This is a genomic window from Nitrospira sp. (genome assembly GCA_029194665.1).
GTDB lineage: Bacteria > Nitrospirota > Nitrospiria > Nitrospirales > Nitrospiraceae > Nitrospira_D.
Genome location: JARFXO010000004.1, coordinates 279,205 through 298,686, shown reverse-complemented (window position 1 = coordinate 298,686; position 19,482 = coordinate 279,205). Strand labels below are relative to the sequence as shown.

Here is a 19,482-nt window from a genome sequence, read left to right as displayed (position 1 = left end):
CGGTGATCGGATGATCGGTGAAGGCGAAGCGAATCTTCGGGTAGAGCAGTGATGCGGGGGGCTGACGAGCGCGCATGCCAAACCTCCGATCCCTACAGGAGAATTTGACCGCCTACTCTACAGCAAAACCGATCAACTGCGGAGTCCGGGCCAAATATGGTCTGACTGAATCGAAAAAGATTCAGAGTGGGAACGAGGAAGGAGATCGAATTGTGTGCCACTTTGGAACGGGCGCGAACGAGGTCGTATCAGAGGCGGGGTCGATGTGCACTGTGCCAATACTTGACGGCTGGGCTAGGCAGAAGCCGACACACCGACGATTCGAAGTCCACTGGCCCGAGCTGCCGTCGCCAATCCTTCATCATGCGTTGCCATCACAAGATCCGCTCTCGTACGCTCTTTCCAGAGCAACGCCGTTGCGAGGTGAATCGCATCCAACGTTCCCAGCGCGGTCGGCAACGGTTGTGCCGCCCGTGAGAGAATCGGTCTCGTCAGCTCGACCACTTCAATCGCCTCCAGCAATCGAAACACCGTCTCCCGTCTGTCGGCAATCACAGCATCCTTCAAATCTTCGGCCAACCGCAATCGATCTAATGTCCGCAGACATTCCACTTCAACCAGAGCAGACGCGACTCCTTGAGTAATCGACCGCCATTCTTGTAACGCATTGGTTTGGCCGAGGATGATCCGCAAAATTGTCGAGGAATCGAGGTATGCGATCACCGTTCGCCTTGACGTTCTTCCAACAGAAGCGCGACGATATCTCGACGGAGTTTAAGCGGTGGAGGCAGCGAGATCTGCTTGAGCGATGGAGCCCCAAGTAGTGGCTGTCGGATCGTCAATGATGCCCCCTCTTCTTCGTAAGGGACGATCCGCGCGATCGGCGTACTTCTATCCAAAACAGTAATGGGCCGTCCAGCCCGCACGTTGCGGAGATGCTGGCTTAACCTACTTTTTAAGTCTGCCACCCGTACGTTACTCATGGTCACATACTAGTCAAGAGTAGTCATAAAGTCAAGGTCGCGAGAGCCGAAGTACACCGCATGCATAGAACAGCAACATACGGACAAGCTCACACTACCTGGATTGAAACTGTGATGCGATGTCACCAGGCTTGAAAACGCCTCGCTCGGTGATGATTCCTGTAATAAGTTCGGCCGGCGTCACGTCGAAGGCTGGATTGTAGACGGACACACCGTTGGGAGCCAGGGGATGACTTCCATGGATAGTCGTCACCTCGGATGGATTCCGTTGTTCAATCGGAATATCTTCACCGGATTTCGTCTTGAGATCGATGGTCGAATAGGGGGCCGCAACATAGAAGGGAATGTTGTGGACTCTTGCCAAGACCGCCACGGAATAGGTGCCGATCTTATTAGCGACATCCCCGTTCGCTGCGATCCGATCGGCGCCAACAACACAGAGATGAATTTTCCCCTGCCTCATGAGTGAGCCGGCCATGTTGTCTGTGATGAGGGTGACGGGAATCTGATCCTGCATCAGCTCCCAAGCCGTGAGCCGCGCACCTTGAAGCACAGGACGAGTTTCATCGGCGATCACCTTAATTTTCTTGCCCTGTTCCCATGCAGCACGGATGACGCCTAGTGCCGTCCCATAACCTGCCGTTGCGAGTGAGCCAGCATTACAGTGAGTTAAAACCGTCTGCCCGTCCCCAATCAATTCCGCTCCATGGCGCCCCATGGTTTTACAGAGATTAATATCTTCCTCAAGTATGACTTGAGATTCTATTATAAGAGCCTGCTTGATTGCTGGGACCGGCTGATCTCGTAAGGACTCAAGCTTCCGCCTCATTCGCTCAAGAGCCCAGAAGAGATTCACCGCAGTTGGCCTGGTTGCCGCCAGCTCATCACAGATTTTGAAAACTGCCGAGGCAAAGGAAGAATACTCGGTCTCATTGATCGCATGAGTACCCAAGGCAACACCCATCGCTGCCGTCACCCCGATTGCCGGCGCTCCGCGAACCTTCAGAGTGCGGATCGCTTCCGCCACAGTGAGGTAGTCTCGACAGTCGAGGAATTCCACTACTTCTGGCAGCCGGCTCTGATCGAGCAGGCGAACGGCGCCGTCTTTCCATTCAACGGTGGGAACCATGGTGGGATCTTCTAGCGGGAATAGAGCAGGAGTGCAAGTCCTTATCGGCGGCGACCGCTGATTTCCAGTACCGTGATCATCGCGGCAATCAGGCCGGCCTGAAGGAGGAGCAGCAGGGCTTCCATGGTCCCGGCCTGTCGGAGCGCCAGCGCTGCCAGTCCGAGACAGATCGTGAAGAGAAAAATCATGGCAACACTGGCCTGCCGTGAACCAAGGGCCCGCTCCAGGCGATGGTGAAGATGATCCTTTCCAACATAATCCAGCCACTCCTTCACGGATTTGACCTTTCCGCTCGCAACCCGTTCGACGGTGATGTGGACCATGTCATAGATCAGGACTCCGAAGATCAGCAACGGATTGCTGAAAGACACGATCGGGCTGGAATCCGCCCAGTTCCCCTTCACCGCCAGACAGGCCAGCGTGAATCCAATGAACGTCGAACCGCCATCGCCCAGAAAAATGACGGCCGGTCCTCTGCCGCGAAAATTATACGGCAGAAACCCGAGACCAGCTCCGATCATGGCGATCGCCAGCCAACCCAACCCAGCTTGATTCGTTTCAAACGCCACGACGCTCATGAACCCTGCCATCAGAACGGCCAGGCCCGCAGCCAGTCCGTCCATGCCGTCGAAGAAATTGAACGCGTTCGTAATACCGACGATCCAAAAAAGAGTCAGAACAATGTTGGCCGCATCTCCAATTGGTCCGAGCGGAAACAATGTCAAGATCTTGCCCGAGGCAATCACAATACCCGCTGCCAGCAATTGTCCAAACAGTTTTGTCCAGGCCGGCAGCTCTCGAATGTCATCGACGACGCCGATGATCAACAGGAGAGAGCCGGCCACCAGAACGGCAACCATCCAATCGGGTATGATGGAGTTCAGCAGCAACGATCCGAGGAAGCCGGCATAGAAAGCGAGACCGCCGAGCCGTGGAGTGGGGAAAACATGGATCTTACGATCGGCCGGAATGTCGACAAGGTTCCATCGATGGCCGATCCTGACCATCAGCGGGGTCAGGGCTCCGGTACCAAGAAACGCAAAGAGAAAGACATGTAGCCATCGCAGACCTTCAAGTTGAAAGAGGTCTCGAACAGCCGGAATGGCCAGAACGATGGTCCCAAGTGCCAGGGCGGACACGACCGGAGTCATCCAGCGCCACGTCGTGGCGTAGAACCGCGGAGCGAGTTCCGTCTCCAGTGCCTTCACGCCCACTCCGAACGCAGGGCCACATGCACCTGTGCCACATCTTCCTCTGTGAGCGACGGGAATAGTGGGATTGAGAGCGCGGTGCGCTCGGCTTCTTCCGACGCGGGGAAACCGTCCAATTCCAAATAGCGATGGAGCGACCGGAACACCGGCTTCCGGCATTGAACCCCGCGGCCTTCAAATCGTGCGATCACACTACTCACGCCGTTCACCTGGTTGTGCAGGTCCGGCATGCGCACCACGAACCGGTAGTACACGTGCGTGCGGCCGGCCGGTACGATCGGCTGCACAAGTCCAGTACCGTCCAGTGTCGTTCGGTATTCATCCGCGATAGAGCTTCGTCGTTCGAGGAAAGATGCCAGCCGATTCAGTTGCGCCAAACCGATCGTGGCTTGGAGATCGGTCATCTTGAGATTCGTCGCCCCCGGGTGGAGGGACGGCGCCTCGTCGTATTCCCTCAGCGTACGAACTCGTTCCAACAAACTTTCATCGCGGGACAGCACCATCCCTCCTTCACCTGTACAGAGCAACTTGGTCGCGTAAAATGAGCAAATAGTTAACAGCCCGACTGATCCTGCGACTCTGCTCTGTTCTATCGCGCCCAACGTCTGCGCACAGTCTTCAATGATTGGCACTCCCAACTGTTCCAGAGCCGTCAAATCAGCGGGAAGGCCAAACAGATGAGGGACGATCATGGCCTTAGTCTTTGAGGTGAGGGCTTGTCGCGCTGCTTCCGGATCGATCGCAAACGACTCCAGATCGATATCGACGACTCGTGGGATGGCTCCGACACGCTGGATGGCCAACAGCGGTGCGACACAGACATAACTTGGAAGTACAACCTCATCGGCTGGTCCGATTCCCAATGCTCGGAGTGTGACCTCCAGCGCCGCCGTTCCGGAACTGACGGCAACTCCGCCGGCCAGGCCAAAATAGGCCGCCATTCCACGCTCAAACTGCTCGACCATACCACCTTGGGCCAGCCGGCGGGATCGCAATACTTCGATCGCCGCCTGGAGTTCATCACTTTCGATAAAGGGGCGCGAGTGAGGAACCAGCATGGCAACCGTCGTTATACTCCGATATTGATGAACAATCGTAAGGGCACAAAGCCTTCTGCGGTTTTCACCCTGCCCTGAATCCCACGAAAATGTGCGGAGGACTTCACCAGGTCCGCGATGTCGATCCCTTCGATATTGGTTTTCCTCACCTGGGAGGCATGCGCTTCCAATGCCTGAATTTTTCGGTCCAATGCCTGCTGGATATCCACAAAAACCGTGGGAGCAAAGTTCTGCGTGGTTGGTCCTTCATAAAACAGCACGTTTTTGGTGTAACGCGTGGCGGTAATCGTGCTCGTGGCCAAATGCCGGTGGTCTTGATGGGTATCATCATGATAGTGAACGAAGATAAAATGCGGCTCGATCTTCCGCACGATCTCCTCGACGGTTTGGATGAGATCTCGTCCAAGAGGAACTTCCGTGTCTTGGTACCCTCCCCAGAATACTTCTTCGGCTTGAAGGAGTTCGGCTGACCGCTCTTGCTCTCTCCTGCGAACCGAGACATTGCCGCCCGCTCCGCCCTCTGTCATGACCATAAGAAAAATGCGATGGCCGTTCTCCGCATACTTGATCAATGTTCCGCCACACCCCACTTCGATGTCGTCCGGATGGGCTCCCAGCGCAAGAATGCGCATGCGTTCTGTGACGGTGGCGCTCTTCATACCTGATCCCCCTAGACGCTGGTCATCGAACAATCCCTTGATCGCGCCCGGCGCAGTGTCGAGAGCGCGTCGGGTCCTTGCATCAACAAGAGATCCAGCGCAGACAGATTTGGTTCAAACGGCTCGTACACCTGGCGATAGATGGGGTGCTGGAACACCTGTATTTCCAACCGGACGCCAGAGCACTCAAATCGCGGCCTATCCATGTAGTGCTCAGCACCCGGCCCGGCAAGATACCCTGTGGCCCCGACCGCCCGACAGAGATCGCTCAACCGGTCAGTCGGCTCGTCGCGAGCCGCGTATTCAGCGGCGCTATGGACCGGTGTGGTGATGCCATAGGCATCGAGCAACCATTGTACGATCGCCCTGTTGAGAGCACTCAGCCTAGACCAGTGCCGAGCGTACAGTTCGCGCAACTCCGGAAGATACAGGTCGCGGTACGGTGCCCGAGCATAATGCATATCCAGTGCTCGGAGATGCTGCGTTTTCCATGAGGTGGTTGGATTAATCAGCACATCATCGATACGTTGACCAAAATGTTGCAGTACCGGAACCGTTAACCACTGCCATCCCTTGGCGGTCCGGATGCGATTCCTATTTTGCCATTCGTGCTTCTTGAACTGGACGGTATCCAGCATGATTAACGCATCGGCCTGATCGATCTTGTCGAGATACCCAAGCCACGGCAGGAATTGCGGTTGGTGAATCGTCACGCGCATGCGTTACTCCGGCTTTCAGCTTGTTGCGGTCTGTTCCTGAGTGATGGTTCCTGGACGAATGGCCATTCGTCGAGGGACTTTTGTATTTGAGCCGTCCGCCGGTGACACATAGATCGGATTGGTCAGCAATTCCCCTCCCTTGCCGACTACTTCCACTCGATAATTTAGCCACTCTCCCCGCTGAGCCTCACGATCCGCAAGCTCTATCCGCATGGGAGTCTGGCCTTCGATCTGTCGGATGACCTGACCGGATCGAATGACACGAAGCTTTGCCGCATACGGCTTCCCATCAATGGCGGACACTCCGACACGGACGATGATGTCGCCGTTCCCGTTTCCGCGAAGAGTCTCGCCGATTCCAGCGGACTGCCCGTTGTTCAACAGGCGAAACTCGTCGAGCCGGAGCAGAATATTCTGGTCACCTCTCGCGACCGCATAGGTTCGACCACTTTTGAGTGCAGCCATGATGGAGGCAGGAGTTCGCTCGGATGTCTGGATGACCGTATACACCCGATCCAAATCCTTTCCGGCATCCGTAGTTCCATGGAATGCCACCTCCCCGATCACTGTGGGAAACCCGCTCTGATCGTATACCGACCTTGATCTCAGCAGTTGGTCCCATACGCCACCCGGCGCTACCACTCGCCTGGCGTCCTGGTACAATCCGCCGAAGCCTGTATAGCCCCTTGTCAAGATCAACGCTTCGGGGTGGGGTTCCGTCTTGATCGTTATGATTCCCAGCGGACCGAATGAATGGCGGCTGAAATCGCGAGCCTCTGTCATCGACCAAAACACCAACGCGCCCCGTTCAACTGCCCGATCAATCAAGGCTTGATAAGGCCGGTAGCCAGCCGTGCCGTCATGAGAGCTGTACACGGGCATCTTCATCGGCCATGCGTTGGCCATCAGAACGACGCAGGTGATCACGAGGACGATGAGGAGAACGGGCTGGCGAGAGGAGGACCCTCTCCAGTCAAGGCATCGTGAGCCATGAGGTTTCCACAACCAGACGGCTGGAACCAATAGAAACAGTGGGAGTCCATTGACCAGGCTCTGCAGGCCCCACACAAACGAGCTAGCGTTCCCCCGAGCCGGAAGCTGCTCGTAATCCTCGGCCTTTTCCAGCCCGATGAGGAGGAGATTCCGCTGGGCGTTGTGCATGGTGAGGTCCCCGTGCAACAGCGAACCGGTCCAGTAATAATGTGGGGCAACCTCGACCCCTGGAATAATAATCAGATTTGGATGGCGGTGCTGCACGGCTCGAACTTCATCGAGAAATCGTTGTACGCCGTACTCCATGACCGAGGGCAATGTGACGTGGTACTTCAGAAATCCTTCAAACGGCCGAAGTCCATAGTCATATCGCAACGTGAAATTTTCGGACAGAATCAAGACATCCAGCTGTTGGTCCTCGGCTCTTCTGACCAACGATTCCAGGTTGAGCGATCCCGTACTCATCGTACTGTGTACATGAATGGCGGCCCGCAGTGAATACACTCCCGTGGCTGGCGTAGCAGCTAAACCAGCTACAACCTCTGCCAGGCCGATCACGGCAACAAATAGCCCGGTCGCAATTCTACGGCCGGCTCTACGCATGTCTCACTGCTGCCTCTCGGTAGATCAACTCAATGGCTCGAATCATGGCAGGGACGCCGTAGTCCGTTCCAATGCTCAGCATCGCCTGCTGTCCTAATGTCCGGGCCCAGGTAGGATCGAACAGTATCCGTCGCAACGCCACGGCTAGCGCGAGACTGTCTCCTGGTGGAACAAGAAGGCCGTTCTTCTCATCCTCGATCAGAGCAGGAATTCCCCCAGTTCGGCTGGCAATCACCGGAAGTCCCGCCGCCATGGCTTCGATCAAGGCCCGCCCCATCCCCTCATTGAGCGACGGCAAGACGAAGCAATCCATCCCAGCCAAAGCAAGCTCGACGTCCTCTCGACGACCTACCAGATGCAGGGCCTGAGTGATTCCTGCTTGGCCTGCCTGGCGTAGCAGGGCATCATGCTGATCTCCGCTGCCGAGAATAACGAGGTGCAGATGAGGATGCTCCTGCTTCAATTGAGCAACGGCGTCGACCAAAAACCGATGCCCCTTAATACCCGTCAACCAGCCGACGGAGCCGATGACTGTCGCGTCAGGTGGGCAGTCGAACCACTCCGGCATCACCTTTCCGGCCGTCCGAGCCTGCTTGAAACGATCGATATCGATACCGCTTGGTATGACGGCAAACCGATCAGGAAGCCCGACTCCCCGCTCAAGATGCTCGGTTCTTTCGACTGGTGTCAGTGCGATCAACTCATCGGTGATCCATGCCAATCCCCGCTCGATCTGCAAAAATATCCACGAGCGTATCGAACCGAAGTGACCATAGAAGACGTGCCCGTGTGGTGTATGAACGATCTTGGGAACACCCGTGATCCACGCGGCCAACCTGCCTAGGACCCCGGCTTTGGATGTGTGCGTATGGACGATGTCGGGTTGTTCCTGTCGCAATAGAGCAACCAGCTTCCACAGCGCCGCCAGATCACCCTTCGGGCTGATACGACGAACCAGCGACGGAACCAGGTGGTAACGGATCGCCTCCTTGTCCAAGAACCGAAGATTTTCCATTATTGCGATGAGTCCCCCCTGCGCGTTCCAGCTTTCAGCTTGTCCTGTGACCATGACCGGCTCAAATTGAGTCCGATCATGTCCTAACACTGTGAGCATGGTATTCCGGGCAGAGCCACCGTGGTCCAGCCGAGTGATGATATGGACGACCTTTCGAACAGCCATCATAGTTTTTCTGGCCTGCTAGGCCGCGAGCCGAACTTGCCTTGGACCCTCCAACAAGCCGACCAGCTCGTTACAATGTTGTGTCCAATTGTACCGGCGTTCAATCAGCGCGCGGCCCTTCCTCGCCAGCCGGCTGGCCTCTCCTGGCTCCTGTAGCCGCCTCAAGACCCGTTCAAGCGCCCGTGCGATCGACCGACCATCGACTCCTTCAGCGATCAGGATCGGATCAACCTGGTTCAAGATCTCCGGAATCGCCCCAATCGGCGTCCCGAGCACTGGTGTCCCGCAGGCCATTGCTTCGACCATCACCAGACCGAACCCCTCTAACTGGAGGCTCGGCATCAGGACAAGGTCCGCAGCCTGGTAGTATTGACCGAGCCGGGATTCGGGAACGAACCCGATCAGCCGCACGACATCGCTGAGTCTTTTCCGTTGGATGTCTGCTTGGAGTTGTTCACGCAAGAGACCTTCCCCACCGATTACCAGCATCAGCTCGTGCTGTGCCCTGTCCAGCATCTCGATCGCGCGCAACAGATTGTCGAGCCCCATCCTCGGCACAAGGTTTCGAACTGTAAAGAGGATCTTACGATTGACCGGAAGGTTGAGCGCTGCCTTTGCAAATCGACGATCCTCAATTGGGACAAAGGCATGAGGATCAACCGCCCCTGGGATGACCGCTAGGCGATCGACTGAAATACAATGCCCGCCGATGACACGCTGACGCATAAATTGACTGAGGACGGCCACGTGGTGACATCGAGACATCACCGCTCGTTCTACTGAGCGCCTTGCCCGAAGATTAGCACGTCGGCGTAAGCTTGCCAGAGTCGAAGAAGTCTGCCCTTGCCTCGTCTCATATTCTTCATGAGCGAGAGAATGACACATGTAGATCCATCGGGATGCCGCATAATAACGAGCCAGAATCGGCCCGAGGCCTGCCAGCGCCTGGTGAATGATGACGGCATCCGGCGGTTCGATCGCACATAAGCGATCGAACTGTTCAACCGATCGGCGCACTGAAGACCAGAGAAACGCCGCTTCGTGCTTGCGACTGACCGAATAGCGCCACTCGCTGATGCCGCTCATCTCCAACACGTCCGCCAAAGCATGCTCAGGGGCCCGCGTCAACAGTTTCACGTGATGACCGAGCCTCGCCAATCCAAGAGCTTGGTTGCGAAGAACCCGTTCCGCCCCACCGATGACTCGCTCCGCCGACACTTCAGCCAACAATAGAATATTCATGAGTTCGCCATTGCTGCCGTTCGTTCAGAAGAATCGGCGCGCAAACCCCGCTGCCAAAGTTCCAGCACGATCAGCGCATACAATTGATCTGAAAAGTTTCGGCGGCCTCTCTCATGTTGTTCCAGCAACCACCGCACGTACGTCGGTTTGACATACCCCCGGCCCTTGATCACATCGTCCGTTAACAGATCGTGTGCCATCTCGCGAAGGTCTTCTCGAAGCCATCGAGCCATGGGCACCATGAATCCTTGCTTGGGTGCACGAAGAATTCGCTCCGGCAAAAGACCCCGCAACAGTCGCCGCATAAACCCTTTCAATTGCCAACCGCTCAGACGCACCCGCGAGGGAATTCGTAGCGCTGCGGCCAAGAGATGATGATCGCAAAACGGGACACGCAACTCGAGCGAGTGCACCATGCTCATACGGTCGGCCATGCGCAGGAGATCGTCAGGCAGATAACTCTGCAGGTCGACACCCATGGCACAGTCCGCCGGGTCGGACGACGGCCACTGGTTGAACAGATCCGCACCAGCTCCAAGCGGTCTCTCGTTGACAAACATCGTTGCCAATCGCTCTCCCCAGAGGATGCCGTCCCATTCGGCGGGAATGAACGTAGTCCAGCGACCGTATTGCTCGGGAAGCGACAAATGTCCATCCCCGAGAAATCGTTTCATGCGGGCTGCTTGGTCACGACCGTTTCCATGTTCGCCGATCCGTCTGCTCCATTGAGCCATATGCTCACGGAGCACCAAAGGAATTCGTTGATACTGGGCTGCGGTGCGGAGGCCCAAATAGCGAGGATATCCACCGAAGAGCTCATCCCCGCCGATGCCCGACAGCGCAACCGTGACGGTCTGTCGCGCAACCTCCGATACGAGATACGTGGGGATAGCCGACGAGTCGGCAAACGGCTCCCCCATGCCCTCCACCACTTTCTCAATCAGCGCGACCGCATTCGGTCTCAGCATCGTCTCCGAATGAACGGTCTTGAAGTGATCAGCTAAAAATCGAGCCGATTCCAGTTCGCTGAATGATTGGTCGGAAGGATGCTCATAGCCGACCGAGAAGGTCTTGACCGGCCCGCTCTGTGACTTGGCCATCATGGCTAACAATGACGCCGAATCGATACCGCCGGAGAGAAAAAGCCCCAATGGGACATCGCTGACCAGATGGGTTTGCACGGTCTCTTCAAACGTATGCAATACTTCTTCTCTTGCCTCTTCAGCGGTCCATCGGTCGTGAATGCGGAGCGTTTCTTCGGGACGGTAATACCGTAATAACTCCACCCGTCCGTCCGATACGCTCATTGCTTCGCCAGGACACAGTTGATGCACGTCGGCAATCATCGTGGCAGGCCCCGGTACATACAAATGCGTCAGATACTCGGCGATCCCTTCCGGCCGGAGCTGCCAATCCGGCAAGGCCTCGAGCAACGACGGAATCTCCGAGGAAAATATGACGGAACGCCCCCTGCCGGCTTGGCCTTGACGGATCGCATAGTACAGCGGTTTGATACCAAGACGATCGCGAACCAACCATGCAGAACGGCGCTCCTGATCCCACAGCGCTATCGCAAACATTCCTCGCAATCGACGAAAGGCCTCAAATCCCTCGTCCTCATACAGGTGGACCAAGACCTCGGTATCACAGCGTGTCGCAAGTCGGTGCCCTCTGCCCACGAGTTCATGAGTCAATTCTCGATAGTTATAGATTTCACCGTTCATGACGGCCCAAACAGTGCCTCGCTCATTGCGAACCGGTTGCCGTCCTCCGACCGGATCAATCACCCGAAGCCTCCGAGCACCAAGCACGACTCCAGTCTGACGATAGATTCCCTCTTCGTCCGGTCCACGATGGATCAGGCGACGCAGCATGGGTTGGAGTGCCAAACCGTCATCATCTCCTATGACTCCACAAACGCCGCACATTCCACTACTTCTCCCTTTCAAGCACGAGACGGTCCCGACGTTCCAATTCTTCTCGCTCCCGTTCATGACGGGGCGAAACCGACTGAGGTGGAACGTCCACTGGCTCGTACCGAGTATGCCTGGCGCTTCCAACTGACTCGAGTAGAGCCCGCACACCGAGCGCCGCCACTGCTCCCAGGAGACAAAGAAAGAGAATCGTGCCCCACGCGCGCAGGGTGCGTTTCCAAGACCGACGGTACGTGAGATCTTGACTCATCACCCATTTCCTGGTTGTTGAGCAACGATTTCAAACGACGGAGCGCAGACGATGCGGCCGCCCGTTGCGTAATACACAGTCTGGGTGAGCGGCCACAGCAATGCGCGGCTTACCGTCCATTTTAATCGACTGAACCAAGGATGCATGGGCGAAAGAGGTCCTCGACTGGGTCTGGAATTGCGCAGACTGACGATCTTAAGCCCGACACGTTCCATAAGCATCTTCAAGGACTTGTCCGTATACAGATACCAGTGAAACGCCTGGTCATATCGCGAACCGATCAAGCGAGCGGGGGTCCTCATCGGCAGGTGGAACAGTCCGTTTGTGGCTCGTACAATCACCAAGCCTCTGGGCTCGAGGAGATCGACCGCCTGCCGGAGCATGGTCAACGGATCCGCCACGGTTTCCAACACATTGATCAAGGCCACCACATCAAAATGCCGGACCGCTTCACCACTCTCAAGCGCGTGCGGCGACAATATCGTCAATCCTTTCCGAGCGGCACGAGTCGCAGCCCGTTCCGACAACTCGATTCCCGAACAGTCCCATCCGGCTCGTCGACAGAGCAGCAAGAACTCTCCGTCTCCACATCCAACATCAAGCAACGTCCTCGGCGATGACCGATGCGAGGACAGATGCCTTAACACACTCTGGTACACCGGCTGCCGATCAGCGCAGGCTTCAACCTCCCCGTAGTCGCCGTCGTAGGATTCACGAAAATAGTCTTCCACCGACTCGCGAGTCGGGCGAGGATGCAGAAACACAAGCTCGCACGCGGGGCAGCGAACGTATCGTCGCGTTGGGGTATGAAACGCCTCAACGGCCGGCTGAATAGCTCCGCAAGGACAGCCGACAACCGTTCCGTAGCTTGCAATTTCCGTAGTCATGCCGCCTTTTTCTGGACATGTCCCTGGGTGACGCTGTGCGAAGCACGCAAAACCGGCATCGCTTCTTCGATTGCCTTGACCGTGCCCCGAACCATCTTCTCCGACGTAAAACGCGCTGCGACCTCTCTTTGCCCCGTCTTTCCTAGACATGCAGCCAAACAGGGATCATGAAGCAATGTCCGAATCGCTTCTTGCAGCGCCTGGGGATTCCGCGGCGGTACCAACAAACCATGCATGCCATTACGGATGACCTCCGAGACACCGTTGACATTGGTTGCAACGACAGGCCGAGCCATGGCCAAGGCCTCGAGAACCACAAAAGGAAATCCTTCAGAGAGAGAAGGCAACACGACCACATCTGCCGCCGCATACCAATCGACCGCGTCATTCCGTACTCCTGCAAAGCGACAGCATTGTTCAACGCCCTTCTCTCTTGCCAAGGCCCGAAGCGATGTTTGACATTCACCCTCCCCGACAAACAAACAGACGAGTAATGGCCATTCTGCAAGAAGCCCAGGCAGCGCTTCGATTAAGAACCGATGGCCCTTTTGTTCCGTGAGTCTGGCAACGGTGAGAAGTACTGGTCCGCTGCCTCGACACCATTCCCACCTGATCTTGTTGCGATTTCCGCGTCTGGAGAAGAGCGAGGGGTCAATTCCATTCCACACCGTAGTCGTCCTCGGTGCCGCGCTGGGACAGTCGGCAATGACGTCTTGTCTCAACGCCTCCGAAACACAAATCACTCGATCTGTCAGCGGCAGCACTACGCGCAGAATAGTGCGGTAGACATATCGTTGGATGGAATTGACCTCATAATCCTTGATGGAGTTGTGTATGGTCGACACGACGCAAGGGACTCCGGCCAACCAGGCAGCAAAGCGCCCGTACACGTTCGCCCGAGGGCCGTGAGTTTGGAGAACCGTCACCTCGTTCCGCTTTAATACCTGTGCCAGACGTAGGAGCGCCACGAGGTTGAAAAGCGGCGTCAAATGCACCACGTTGGTCGGAATCCCTCTTGTTTTCATCTTCCCCACGAATGGGCCAGGCTCCGGACAAATTAGGAGCGGAGAAAATCGACTGCGGTCCAATCGGTCGAACAGCAATTCCAAGTACCGTTCTCCTCCCCCGTATCCGGCTGAGCCGGCAAGCTCTGCGAGAACGACCGGCTTCACGGTTTCCTCCCCACAATCAACAGGCTCCCGCGCAAATGGGGTACGACGTAGAACGGCCATTTAGCCCAATCGATTCCGTGCTGACTCCATGGCTGATGGCACTCTTGTGTGTCCTCACCGAGAAAAAACCGTGTTTCCGCGATGCCGAAGCCGGTTTGGCGCAGCATGTCGACCAATTCATGCATGGCGTATTCACGAGCGTGCGGACGCCATTCATCATCGAGGTTGTGATAACCAGGCGGCGCAAGCCGGTCGTTCGGCGTCCGACCAATCAACAGCTTGAAGACGTTCCCGATCCGCGTCACGTTCGGAGTCGTAAGCACCACATGACAGCCCGATCCCAATATGCGATAGGCTTCCGATAGCAAATGGAACGGTGACGTCAAATGTTCGATGATCTCCAACGCAAATACCAACTGCATGGAGTGATCTGGAAGCGGAACTTTCTCGGAATATCCTTTGTTCAGGAAATGACCACCGGCCGGATCGAGATTGACGGCGTGAATGTCCGCCTGCGCATCTCGATGCATGAAGTGAACGAACTCGTCTGAAACCATCAGACCAGCACCAAACAATCGAGCCGAGCTGGTGTAGTCCAGCCTGCGCAAAAGCCGTAAGAGGCTTCCAGGAAACGGACCAAAATCGACGATCGTCTGTTGTTCAGGCGGCAGCCTATGCAAGCCGCATTTCAAAGCCACATGCAATCGGTCTCGGCATTTCATCGCATGATGCATGGGAATGGTAAAGCGTGTGTCACCTTCTCCGAATACCTCGTAAGCAGAAGGCTGATATGTTTGTAATAGGTCAAGAAAGCGATATCTGGTCAGTTCGTAGGCCATCATACGGTCCTTGTCTGTGGAGAGGCTTGTCCGTGCAAAAGCGATGATCGCACGCTCTGACAGTGCGCTATCAAAGCCACCGAAAGCATCATGAGGCAAGGTAAGACAGGCAAGGCATAGCGACCTGCTTCCACTGCAAATGGGACATAGCCGGCTGTAAGTCCAATAGGAAAAAGATAGAGCGGTAGAAGGTCCCGCCAGCGCTTTCGATGGACCCAGGCGCTGCATGCGGCAAACATGATCAAGCCGGGAATCAAGAGCAGTCGTTTGGCCAAACTGTAGATTGCCACCCCCCATCCTCGCTCTACTGCATCATTCTGCAATCCATCCGTCAGCCCATCCCCATTGACTAAATAGAACGAATTGCCGATCCAGAAATCCCACACCCTTGTGAAGATCAATCCCATATAGGCGATAGGATCGGCTGCGATCCGACTCAGGCCTTTTTCATGCAACAGCCGATCTGTGTGCACGTCGTACATCGCGTGCGCATAGGGAAGCGGGGTGATGCCGGCACTTTCCCAGATAGCCTGCTCTCGCTCCGGCGGCATCGGCCAGCTTCCTCGAGATACCGGATCGCTCCCCATCCACAATCCTGCCCCGATCCCTGCTGAGACAGGAATGATGTGATGAAATACGACATAATTTCGTAGCGACCAAGGGATGACGAGCGCGGCACAGGTTGCGCCGTATACGATTACGTAGCCGACCTTTTGTGAAAATCGATCCTTGTCGATCCATAGAAATCCCGCGAGAAGCACCGCCAGAATCAGCGCCACCGGCTTACACAAGCTGGTCAAACCAGCTGCAAGCCCCACGAACGCGCATCGACGGACGGATGGACTGTGACGACAGATGACAGTTGCCCAGAGCCAGACGCTCATGAGGAACGTGAGGAGCGCTTCGCTCCTGATCCGCGGATCATATGTCCAATAGGCAGGATAGAGGAACACGAGAGCGACAGCCCAAGCTCCGATCCATGAACCCCACAATGTTGTCGCGACTCGATACATGCACCATGCAGTGCCGAGATCGAAGAAGACGTGCAGCATCGGAACCCATTCCGGCCGGTGGCCCACGAATGTATAGAAGACAGCGAGCACTAGGGGATAGAGAGGACCGACATGCGCTGCCGGATTGACCCCGTCGAGTGTGAACTGATGCAGGGTCGCGAGATTCCACGCCAAGGTATCGAATAATTGATCGGCGGCAAACGCATGGCCAGGAGCATGCAGAATGACCCAGGTTCGAGCGAAGAGACCTGCAACCGTTGCAGACAGAAGGAGCATGTGGGGGTTTTTTATGATCGAAGAATCAGACCAACTCATTTGATGCAAACCCCGATCAAATTGGTATCGCCCGCGACCCCTTCGCAATACTCGACGTCGTCGGGCACTAGTTCGTGTAAGGCAGGCCCTCCTTGTGCTTGACTCATCACGGTTCCAAGCCAATGACGAATAGGTCGTGGAACACAATTGCGGAGGCTAACCGGGTCCAAATTGCGCACGCGGTCCATGGAACGTTCAACCACCTTGAGACGATGTCCCTGACGGCGACCGTACCAGCGGATAGTCGAAAAATGCGGTTCCAGCAAAGCGTTCAATTCGTCCGACGTATATTCGCGAACGTGGTGGGGGTCGTCGGGAATCGCTCCCCGACCCTTGCCGTGCGGAGTGAATATGATGAGCATGCCGTTTGGTTTCAGCACCCGAGTCAACTCAGATACGAAGCGGCTGTCATCCTGGACATGCTCAATAGTGTCTTGTGAGACGATGCAGTCGAATGACGCAGATCGAAAGGCCAACGCACAAGCGTCCATCGCAAGAAACGCGACGTTCGATCGAGGATAGTCCGCCCGGCATTTGGCGACGACGTCAGGAGCACAATCGATCCCCACGATTCGTCCGGCACAAGCACCCAAATAGTCGCTGCCGTAGCCCGTACCACAGGAAAGGTCTAAGACGTACCGCTCTTCAAGCGGTCCAAGTTGACGAGCCGCCCACACATAGCCTGATAGATTCACGACATGCTGCGTATCTGTCGGATAAGCGGCCCTTCGCTCCACGGTTCCCCCTACCCCTTATTCGCCAAGGCCCACAGGAAAATTCAGTACGACTGGATGCGCGATCCGTTCAACAATTTCCCCTATCCCCTGTTCGACTCGGTCCACACAAGACCTGATGGAACCGGCTTCCCCCACGGCCAGAGTCGTCGTACAACCGAGACATAGATGCCGAGCGAGCGGCCACTCACGGTTGACGGGCGACGACCGATCGCGTCGATCAGCCGCAGGACCGTACCGAGTGCGATCCAGATTTTCATGATGATCCGTTTCAATGGAGGGAAATGCCGCTCCACGTAACGGATACGGCTGAATTCCCATACGAAATTGAGGCGAGTACGGTCTCCCGCCCCGCTTCGGCCGATCAGATGTACGATGTCCGCGTCGGCCAGATGCCGAACGCGATAGCCCAGCCGACGAAGGGTTTGGCATAAATCAGCATCTTCAAAATACATAAAGTAGCCTTCGTCCAATCCACCGCAGGCCTTCATCAGATCCGTTCTGACCATCAAGCAGGCTCCATTAATCCAGTCCACGTCTTGCGATTGCGTGCAGTCGATGGCCTGCCTTGCCGCCAACAGCTCCTGCCAGGCCGGCGCACATTTTCGAAGGAAGGATGCATGGATGAGATGGTCCTGGATCGAGGGGAACGGGAAACACGACTGGTATAGCCGGCCGTCTCCCGTCCATTGTTTGCATCCTACGGCCCCGATCTTGGAATCTCCATCGAGACAAGCCACCATCCGATCCAATGCCTGCCGTTGCACCAGCGTATCGCTGTTCAACATGAGAAGAAATCGCCCAGTACCAACCTCCAACGCTTGATTGATGCCCTTTGCAAAACCCCGATTCTCGTGATTCACGATGATGTGCACCGTGGGATAGCTTGTTCGAATGGCTTCCACCGTCCCGTCCTTGGAGTCGTTATCGACGACGATCACTTCGAATCGGATCGCGAGAGTGGACTCGACCACCGATCTCAGGCACTCCAGCATGAGCACTCTGGTGTTATAACTCACGATCGCGATGGATAGATCCACGGAGTCGTCGGACATTACGCTCCTGCCTGCGATTGATAGTTCCAGAGTGTCTTGAGTCGCGGCCGCTCGACCCGCCAGAGATACCAACCGAATACTCCGGTCGCCGCCATGGCTAGGATTTCCGGTGTCCACGGGATGGCGATATGAGTCTGACCGACTCCGGTCCACAGCAATGCGCCGGCCACCAGGCCAAAGAGTCCGGTCCGGCCAAGCGATAGAAACGTACCGTCCGTCGAAACTCCAAGGAGCTTCCGCGTTTCCAGTACTTGCACTGTTGTGCCGAGAATATAGCTTGCCGTCAGCGAGACTGCGGCGCCGAACAGTCCGAGCGAGACCGTCATGGGAACGATCATCGTCAGGTACAGAGCACCTTGTGCGACCCAACTTTTCACCTGAAGGTCCGGCCGTCCCAGGCCATAGTGCAAAGAGGCCATGACGCTGGCGTAACCGGCGCAGACGGAATACACGCAGAAGACTTGCAAAGAGTCGCTAATACTGGTCCACTGCGGGCCGAATACAATCGGAACCATAATGGGAGTCAAGGCACCTATGGCGACGGCAAGGGGAATATAGACGATGCCCATCAGTCCCATCTGCAGATCGAAGACACGAATCAGACCGAGTTGATCCCGCTGCAATGAAGCATAGGTCGGTACGCTGATTTGTTGCATGAGCGCTGTGGCACGAGCACCAATGAGGAGCGGAATGGTCAGCGCCACCTGATAAAATCCCAAGGCTTCTAGTCCCAGCAGACGACCGATCACCAGCTCTCCTCCGGTCATGACCCCGAAGGCGCACAGCGTGGTCAGGTTCAAATGTCTGCCATACCGGACAAAATAGGAGAACGCCGAGAGCTTTAGGGGTCGGCCCGGAGTAAATGGGGCAATTCGAAAAGAAAGCAGACTCCCGATCGTCAAGCCGACCAACTGTCCGATGACCAGAGCCCACACCGTCCGATAGAGGATGGCGATGGTAAGGGTCACGACTGCTTCCACGATGCGTCGGACGACATCGATCGCGACTTTTCGACGCAAGTCCAGCTTCTTCAGCATGAGCGCCAAAACCGGGCTTTGGAACCCCTGGATGATCAGGGCCCATGCATGGACTCGCAGGAGAGATTCCAAGGTCGGCATGCGCATGATCTCACCGACCACACCGGCGATGCTCCAGATCCCCATGGCCATCAAGAGCCCTCTGGCAACAGACAATGTCCAAACCGCTGCAAGGTCGTCTTCGCTGACGATCTCTTTGGCAACGAGTGCTGATTCCAGCCCCAGCTCGCTGATCGTGAGCATCGCCAGCAATACGGCGGCAGAAGCCGCCATCACACCGAAGTCGGCCGGAGTCAGGATTCGTACCAATACCGCCAATTGAACAGCCGCGATCACTTTATCGAGCAGGAATCCTCCTCCGGTCCACCAACCGGCCCGAAGAATCCTCTGGCGTAAACGCAACGAATCCGGTTCATCGTCCTGGGTACTCATCATCGACAAGCCGACATTGGTTTTTGGGATCATGATC

The 19,482-nt window shown here is 56.2% G+C and carries 19 protein-coding genes; all 19 read right to left on the bottom strand.

Annotated features, from left to right (window positions below):
- Nucleotides 1-294: 294 nt before the first annotated feature.
- The 19 genes from P0119_14820 to P0119_14730 all read right to left on the bottom strand — a co-directional run bounded on the left by P0119_14820 (nt 295) and on the right by P0119_14730 (nt 19,478).
- Nucleotides 295-723, bottom strand: coding sequence for a PIN domain-containing protein (locus P0119_14820; protein MDF0667331.1), 429 nt, complete (start codon nt 721-723; stop codon nt 295-297).
- Nucleotides 720-983 carry a type II toxin-antitoxin system prevent-host-death family antitoxin gene (locus P0119_14815; protein ID MDF0667330.1) on the bottom strand — a complete coding sequence of 88 codons (264 nt, stop codon included), beginning with the start codon at nt 981-983 and terminating at the stop codon, nt 720-722. The genes P0119_14820 and P0119_14815 overlap by 4 nt, the downstream gene beginning before the upstream one ends.
- Before the next feature lie 94 nt (nt 984-1,077).
- Nucleotides 1,078-2,112, bottom strand: coding sequence for an S-methyl-5-thioribose-1-phosphate isomerase (mtnA, locus tag P0119_14810; protein ID MDF0667329.1), 1,035 nt, complete (start codon nt 2,110-2,112; stop codon nt 1,078-1,080).
- Nucleotides 2,113-2,153: 41 nt separating this feature from the next.
- A complete protein-coding gene (locus P0119_14805) occupies nt 2,154-3,320 on the bottom strand; it encodes an MraY family glycosyltransferase (protein ID MDF0667328.1) in 1,167 nt (388 codons plus the stop codon).
- On the bottom strand, nt 3,317-4,381 hold the full coding sequence (locus P0119_14800) for a DegT/DnrJ/EryC1/StrS family aminotransferase (protein ID MDF0667327.1): 1,065 nt from the start codon (nt 4,379-4,381) through the stop codon (nt 3,317-3,319). The genes P0119_14805 and P0119_14800 overlap by 4 nt, the downstream gene beginning before the upstream one ends.
- 11 nt (nt 4,382-4,392) lie before the next feature.
- Nucleotides 4,393-5,040 (bottom strand): PIG-L family deacetylase, encoded by a 648-nt coding sequence (locus tag P0119_14795; GenBank protein ID MDF0667326.1) that lies wholly within the window; start codon nt 5,038-5,040, stop codon nt 4,393-4,395.
- An 11-nt stretch (nt 5,041-5,051) separates the two neighbouring features.
- The gene (locus P0119_14790) at nt 5,052-5,759 is read right to left on the bottom strand and encodes a WbqC family protein (GenBank protein ID MDF0667325.1); all 708 of its coding nucleotides are present in this window, start codon (nt 5,757-5,759) and stop codon (nt 5,052-5,054) included.
- Between the two features lie 15 nt (nt 5,760-5,774).
- Nucleotides 5,775-7,355 (bottom strand): hypothetical protein, encoded by a 1,581-nt coding sequence (locus tag P0119_14785; protein ID MDF0667324.1) that lies wholly within the window; start codon nt 7,353-7,355, stop codon nt 5,775-5,777.
- Entirely contained in the window at nt 7,348-8,538 is a 1,191-nt protein-coding gene (locus P0119_14780; protein MDF0667323.1) for a glycosyltransferase family 4 protein, read from the bottom strand. Before P0119_14780 ends, P0119_14785 begins: the two co-directional genes overlap by 8 nt.
- 15 nt (nt 8,539-8,553) lie before the next feature.
- Nucleotides 8,554-9,777 carry a glycosyltransferase family 4 protein gene (locus tag P0119_14775; GenBank protein MDF0667322.1) on the bottom strand — a complete coding sequence of 408 codons (1,224 nt, stop codon included), beginning with the start codon at nt 9,775-9,777 and terminating at the stop codon, nt 8,554-8,556.
- Nucleotides 9,774-11,705: an asparagine synthase (glutamine-hydrolyzing) gene (asnB, locus tag P0119_14770; protein MDF0667321.1), complete on the bottom strand. Its 1,932-nt coding sequence runs from the start codon at nt 11,703-11,705 to the stop codon at nt 9,774-9,776. Before asnB ends, P0119_14775 begins: the two co-directional genes overlap by 4 nt.
- 4 nt (nt 11,706-11,709) lie before the next feature.
- On the bottom strand, nt 11,710-11,961 hold the full coding sequence (locus P0119_14765; GenBank protein ID MDF0667320.1) for a hypothetical protein: 252 nt from the start codon (nt 11,959-11,961) through the stop codon (nt 11,710-11,712).
- The gene (locus P0119_14760) at nt 11,961-12,848 is read right to left on the bottom strand and encodes a class I SAM-dependent methyltransferase (protein MDF0667319.1); all 888 of its coding nucleotides are present in this window, start codon (nt 12,846-12,848) and stop codon (nt 11,961-11,963) included. The genes P0119_14765 and P0119_14760 overlap by 1 nt, the downstream gene beginning before the upstream one ends.
- Nucleotides 12,845-14,020, bottom strand: a complete 1,176-nt coding sequence (locus P0119_14755) for a glycosyltransferase family 4 protein (GenBank protein ID MDF0667318.1) — start codon at nt 14,018-14,020, stop codon at nt 12,845-12,847. Before P0119_14755 ends, P0119_14760 begins: the two co-directional genes overlap by 4 nt.
- The gene (locus P0119_14750; GenBank protein ID MDF0667317.1) at nt 14,017-14,862 is read right to left on the bottom strand and encodes a methyltransferase domain-containing protein; all 846 of its coding nucleotides are present in this window, start codon (nt 14,860-14,862) and stop codon (nt 14,017-14,019) included. The genes P0119_14755 and P0119_14750 overlap by 4 nt, the downstream gene beginning before the upstream one ends.
- Nucleotides 14,859-16,148 carry a glycosyltransferase family 39 protein gene (locus tag P0119_14745; GenBank protein ID MDF0667316.1) on the bottom strand — a complete coding sequence of 430 codons (1,290 nt, stop codon included), beginning with the start codon at nt 16,146-16,148 and terminating at the stop codon, nt 14,859-14,861. The genes P0119_14750 and P0119_14745 overlap by 4 nt, the downstream gene beginning before the upstream one ends.
- Before the next feature lie 35 nt (nt 16,149-16,183).
- Nucleotides 16,184-16,924, bottom strand: coding sequence for a class I SAM-dependent methyltransferase (locus P0119_14740; protein MDF0667315.1), 741 nt, complete (start codon nt 16,922-16,924; stop codon nt 16,184-16,186).
- An 80-nt stretch (nt 16,925-17,004) separates the two neighbouring features.
- Nucleotides 17,005-17,976, bottom strand: coding sequence for a glycosyltransferase family 2 protein (locus P0119_14735; GenBank protein MDF0667314.1), 972 nt, complete (start codon nt 17,974-17,976; stop codon nt 17,005-17,007).
- A complete protein-coding gene (locus P0119_14730; protein MDF0667313.1) occupies nt 17,976-19,478 on the bottom strand; it encodes an oligosaccharide flippase family protein in 1,503 nt (500 codons plus the stop codon). The genes P0119_14735 and P0119_14730 overlap by 1 nt, the downstream gene beginning before the upstream one ends.
- Between the last annotated feature and the right edge of the window lie 4 nt (nt 19,479-19,482).

Bases quoted from the DNA above. Each gene is read 5' to 3' on its own strand.
- P0119_14745 (MDF0667316.1), bottom strand. From the start codon at position 16,148: ATGCTCCTTCTGTCTGCAACGGTTGCAGGTCTCTTCGCTCGAACCTGG.
- P0119_14780 (MDF0667323.1), bottom strand. From the start codon at position 8,538: ATGATGGCTGTTCGAAAGGTCGTCCATATCATCACTCGGCTGGACCAC.
- mtnA (MDF0667329.1), bottom strand. From the start codon at position 2,112: ATGGTTCCCACCGTTGAATGGAAAGACGGCGCCGTTCGCCTGCTCGAT.
- P0119_14790 (MDF0667325.1), bottom strand. From the start codon at position 5,759: ATGCGCGTGACGATTCACCAACCGCAATTCCTGCCGTGGCTTGGGTAT.
- P0119_14800 (MDF0667327.1), bottom strand. From the start codon at position 4,381: ATGCTGGTTCCTCACTCGCGCCCCTTTATCGAAAGTGATGAACTCCAG.
- P0119_14760 (MDF0667319.1), bottom strand. From the start codon at position 12,848: ATGACTACGGAAATTGCAAGCTACGGAACGGTTGTCGGCTGTCCTTGC.
- P0119_14750 (MDF0667317.1), bottom strand. From the start codon at position 14,862: ATGATGGCCTACGAACTGACCAGATATCGCTTTCTTGACCTATTACAA.
- P0119_14795 (MDF0667326.1), bottom strand. From the start codon at position 5,040: ATGAAGAGCGCCACCGTCACAGAACGCATGCGCATTCTTGCGCTGGGA.
- P0119_14785 (MDF0667324.1), bottom strand. From the start codon at position 7,355: ATGCGTAGAGCCGGCCGTAGAATTGCGACCGGGCTATTTGTTGCCGTG.
- P0119_14815 (MDF0667330.1), bottom strand. From the start codon at position 983: ATGAGTAACGTACGGGTGGCAGACTTAAAAAGTAGGTTAAGCCAGCAT.
- asnB (MDF0667321.1), bottom strand. From the start codon at position 11,705: ATGTGCGGCGTTTGTGGAGTCATAGGAGATGATGACGGTTTGGCACTC.
- P0119_14730 (MDF0667313.1), bottom strand. From the start codon at position 19,478: ATGATCCCAAAAACCAATGTCGGCTTGTCGATGATGAGTACCCAGGAC.
- P0119_14775 (MDF0667322.1), bottom strand. From the start codon at position 9,777: ATGAATATTCTATTGTTGGCTGAAGTGTCGGCGGAGCGAGTCATCGGT.
- P0119_14765 (MDF0667320.1), bottom strand. From the start codon at position 11,961: ATGAGTCAAGATCTCACGTACCGTCGGTCTTGGAAACGCACCCTGCGC.
- P0119_14735 (MDF0667314.1), bottom strand. From the start codon at position 17,976: ATGTCCGACGACTCCGTGGATCTATCCATCGCGATCGTGAGTTATAAC.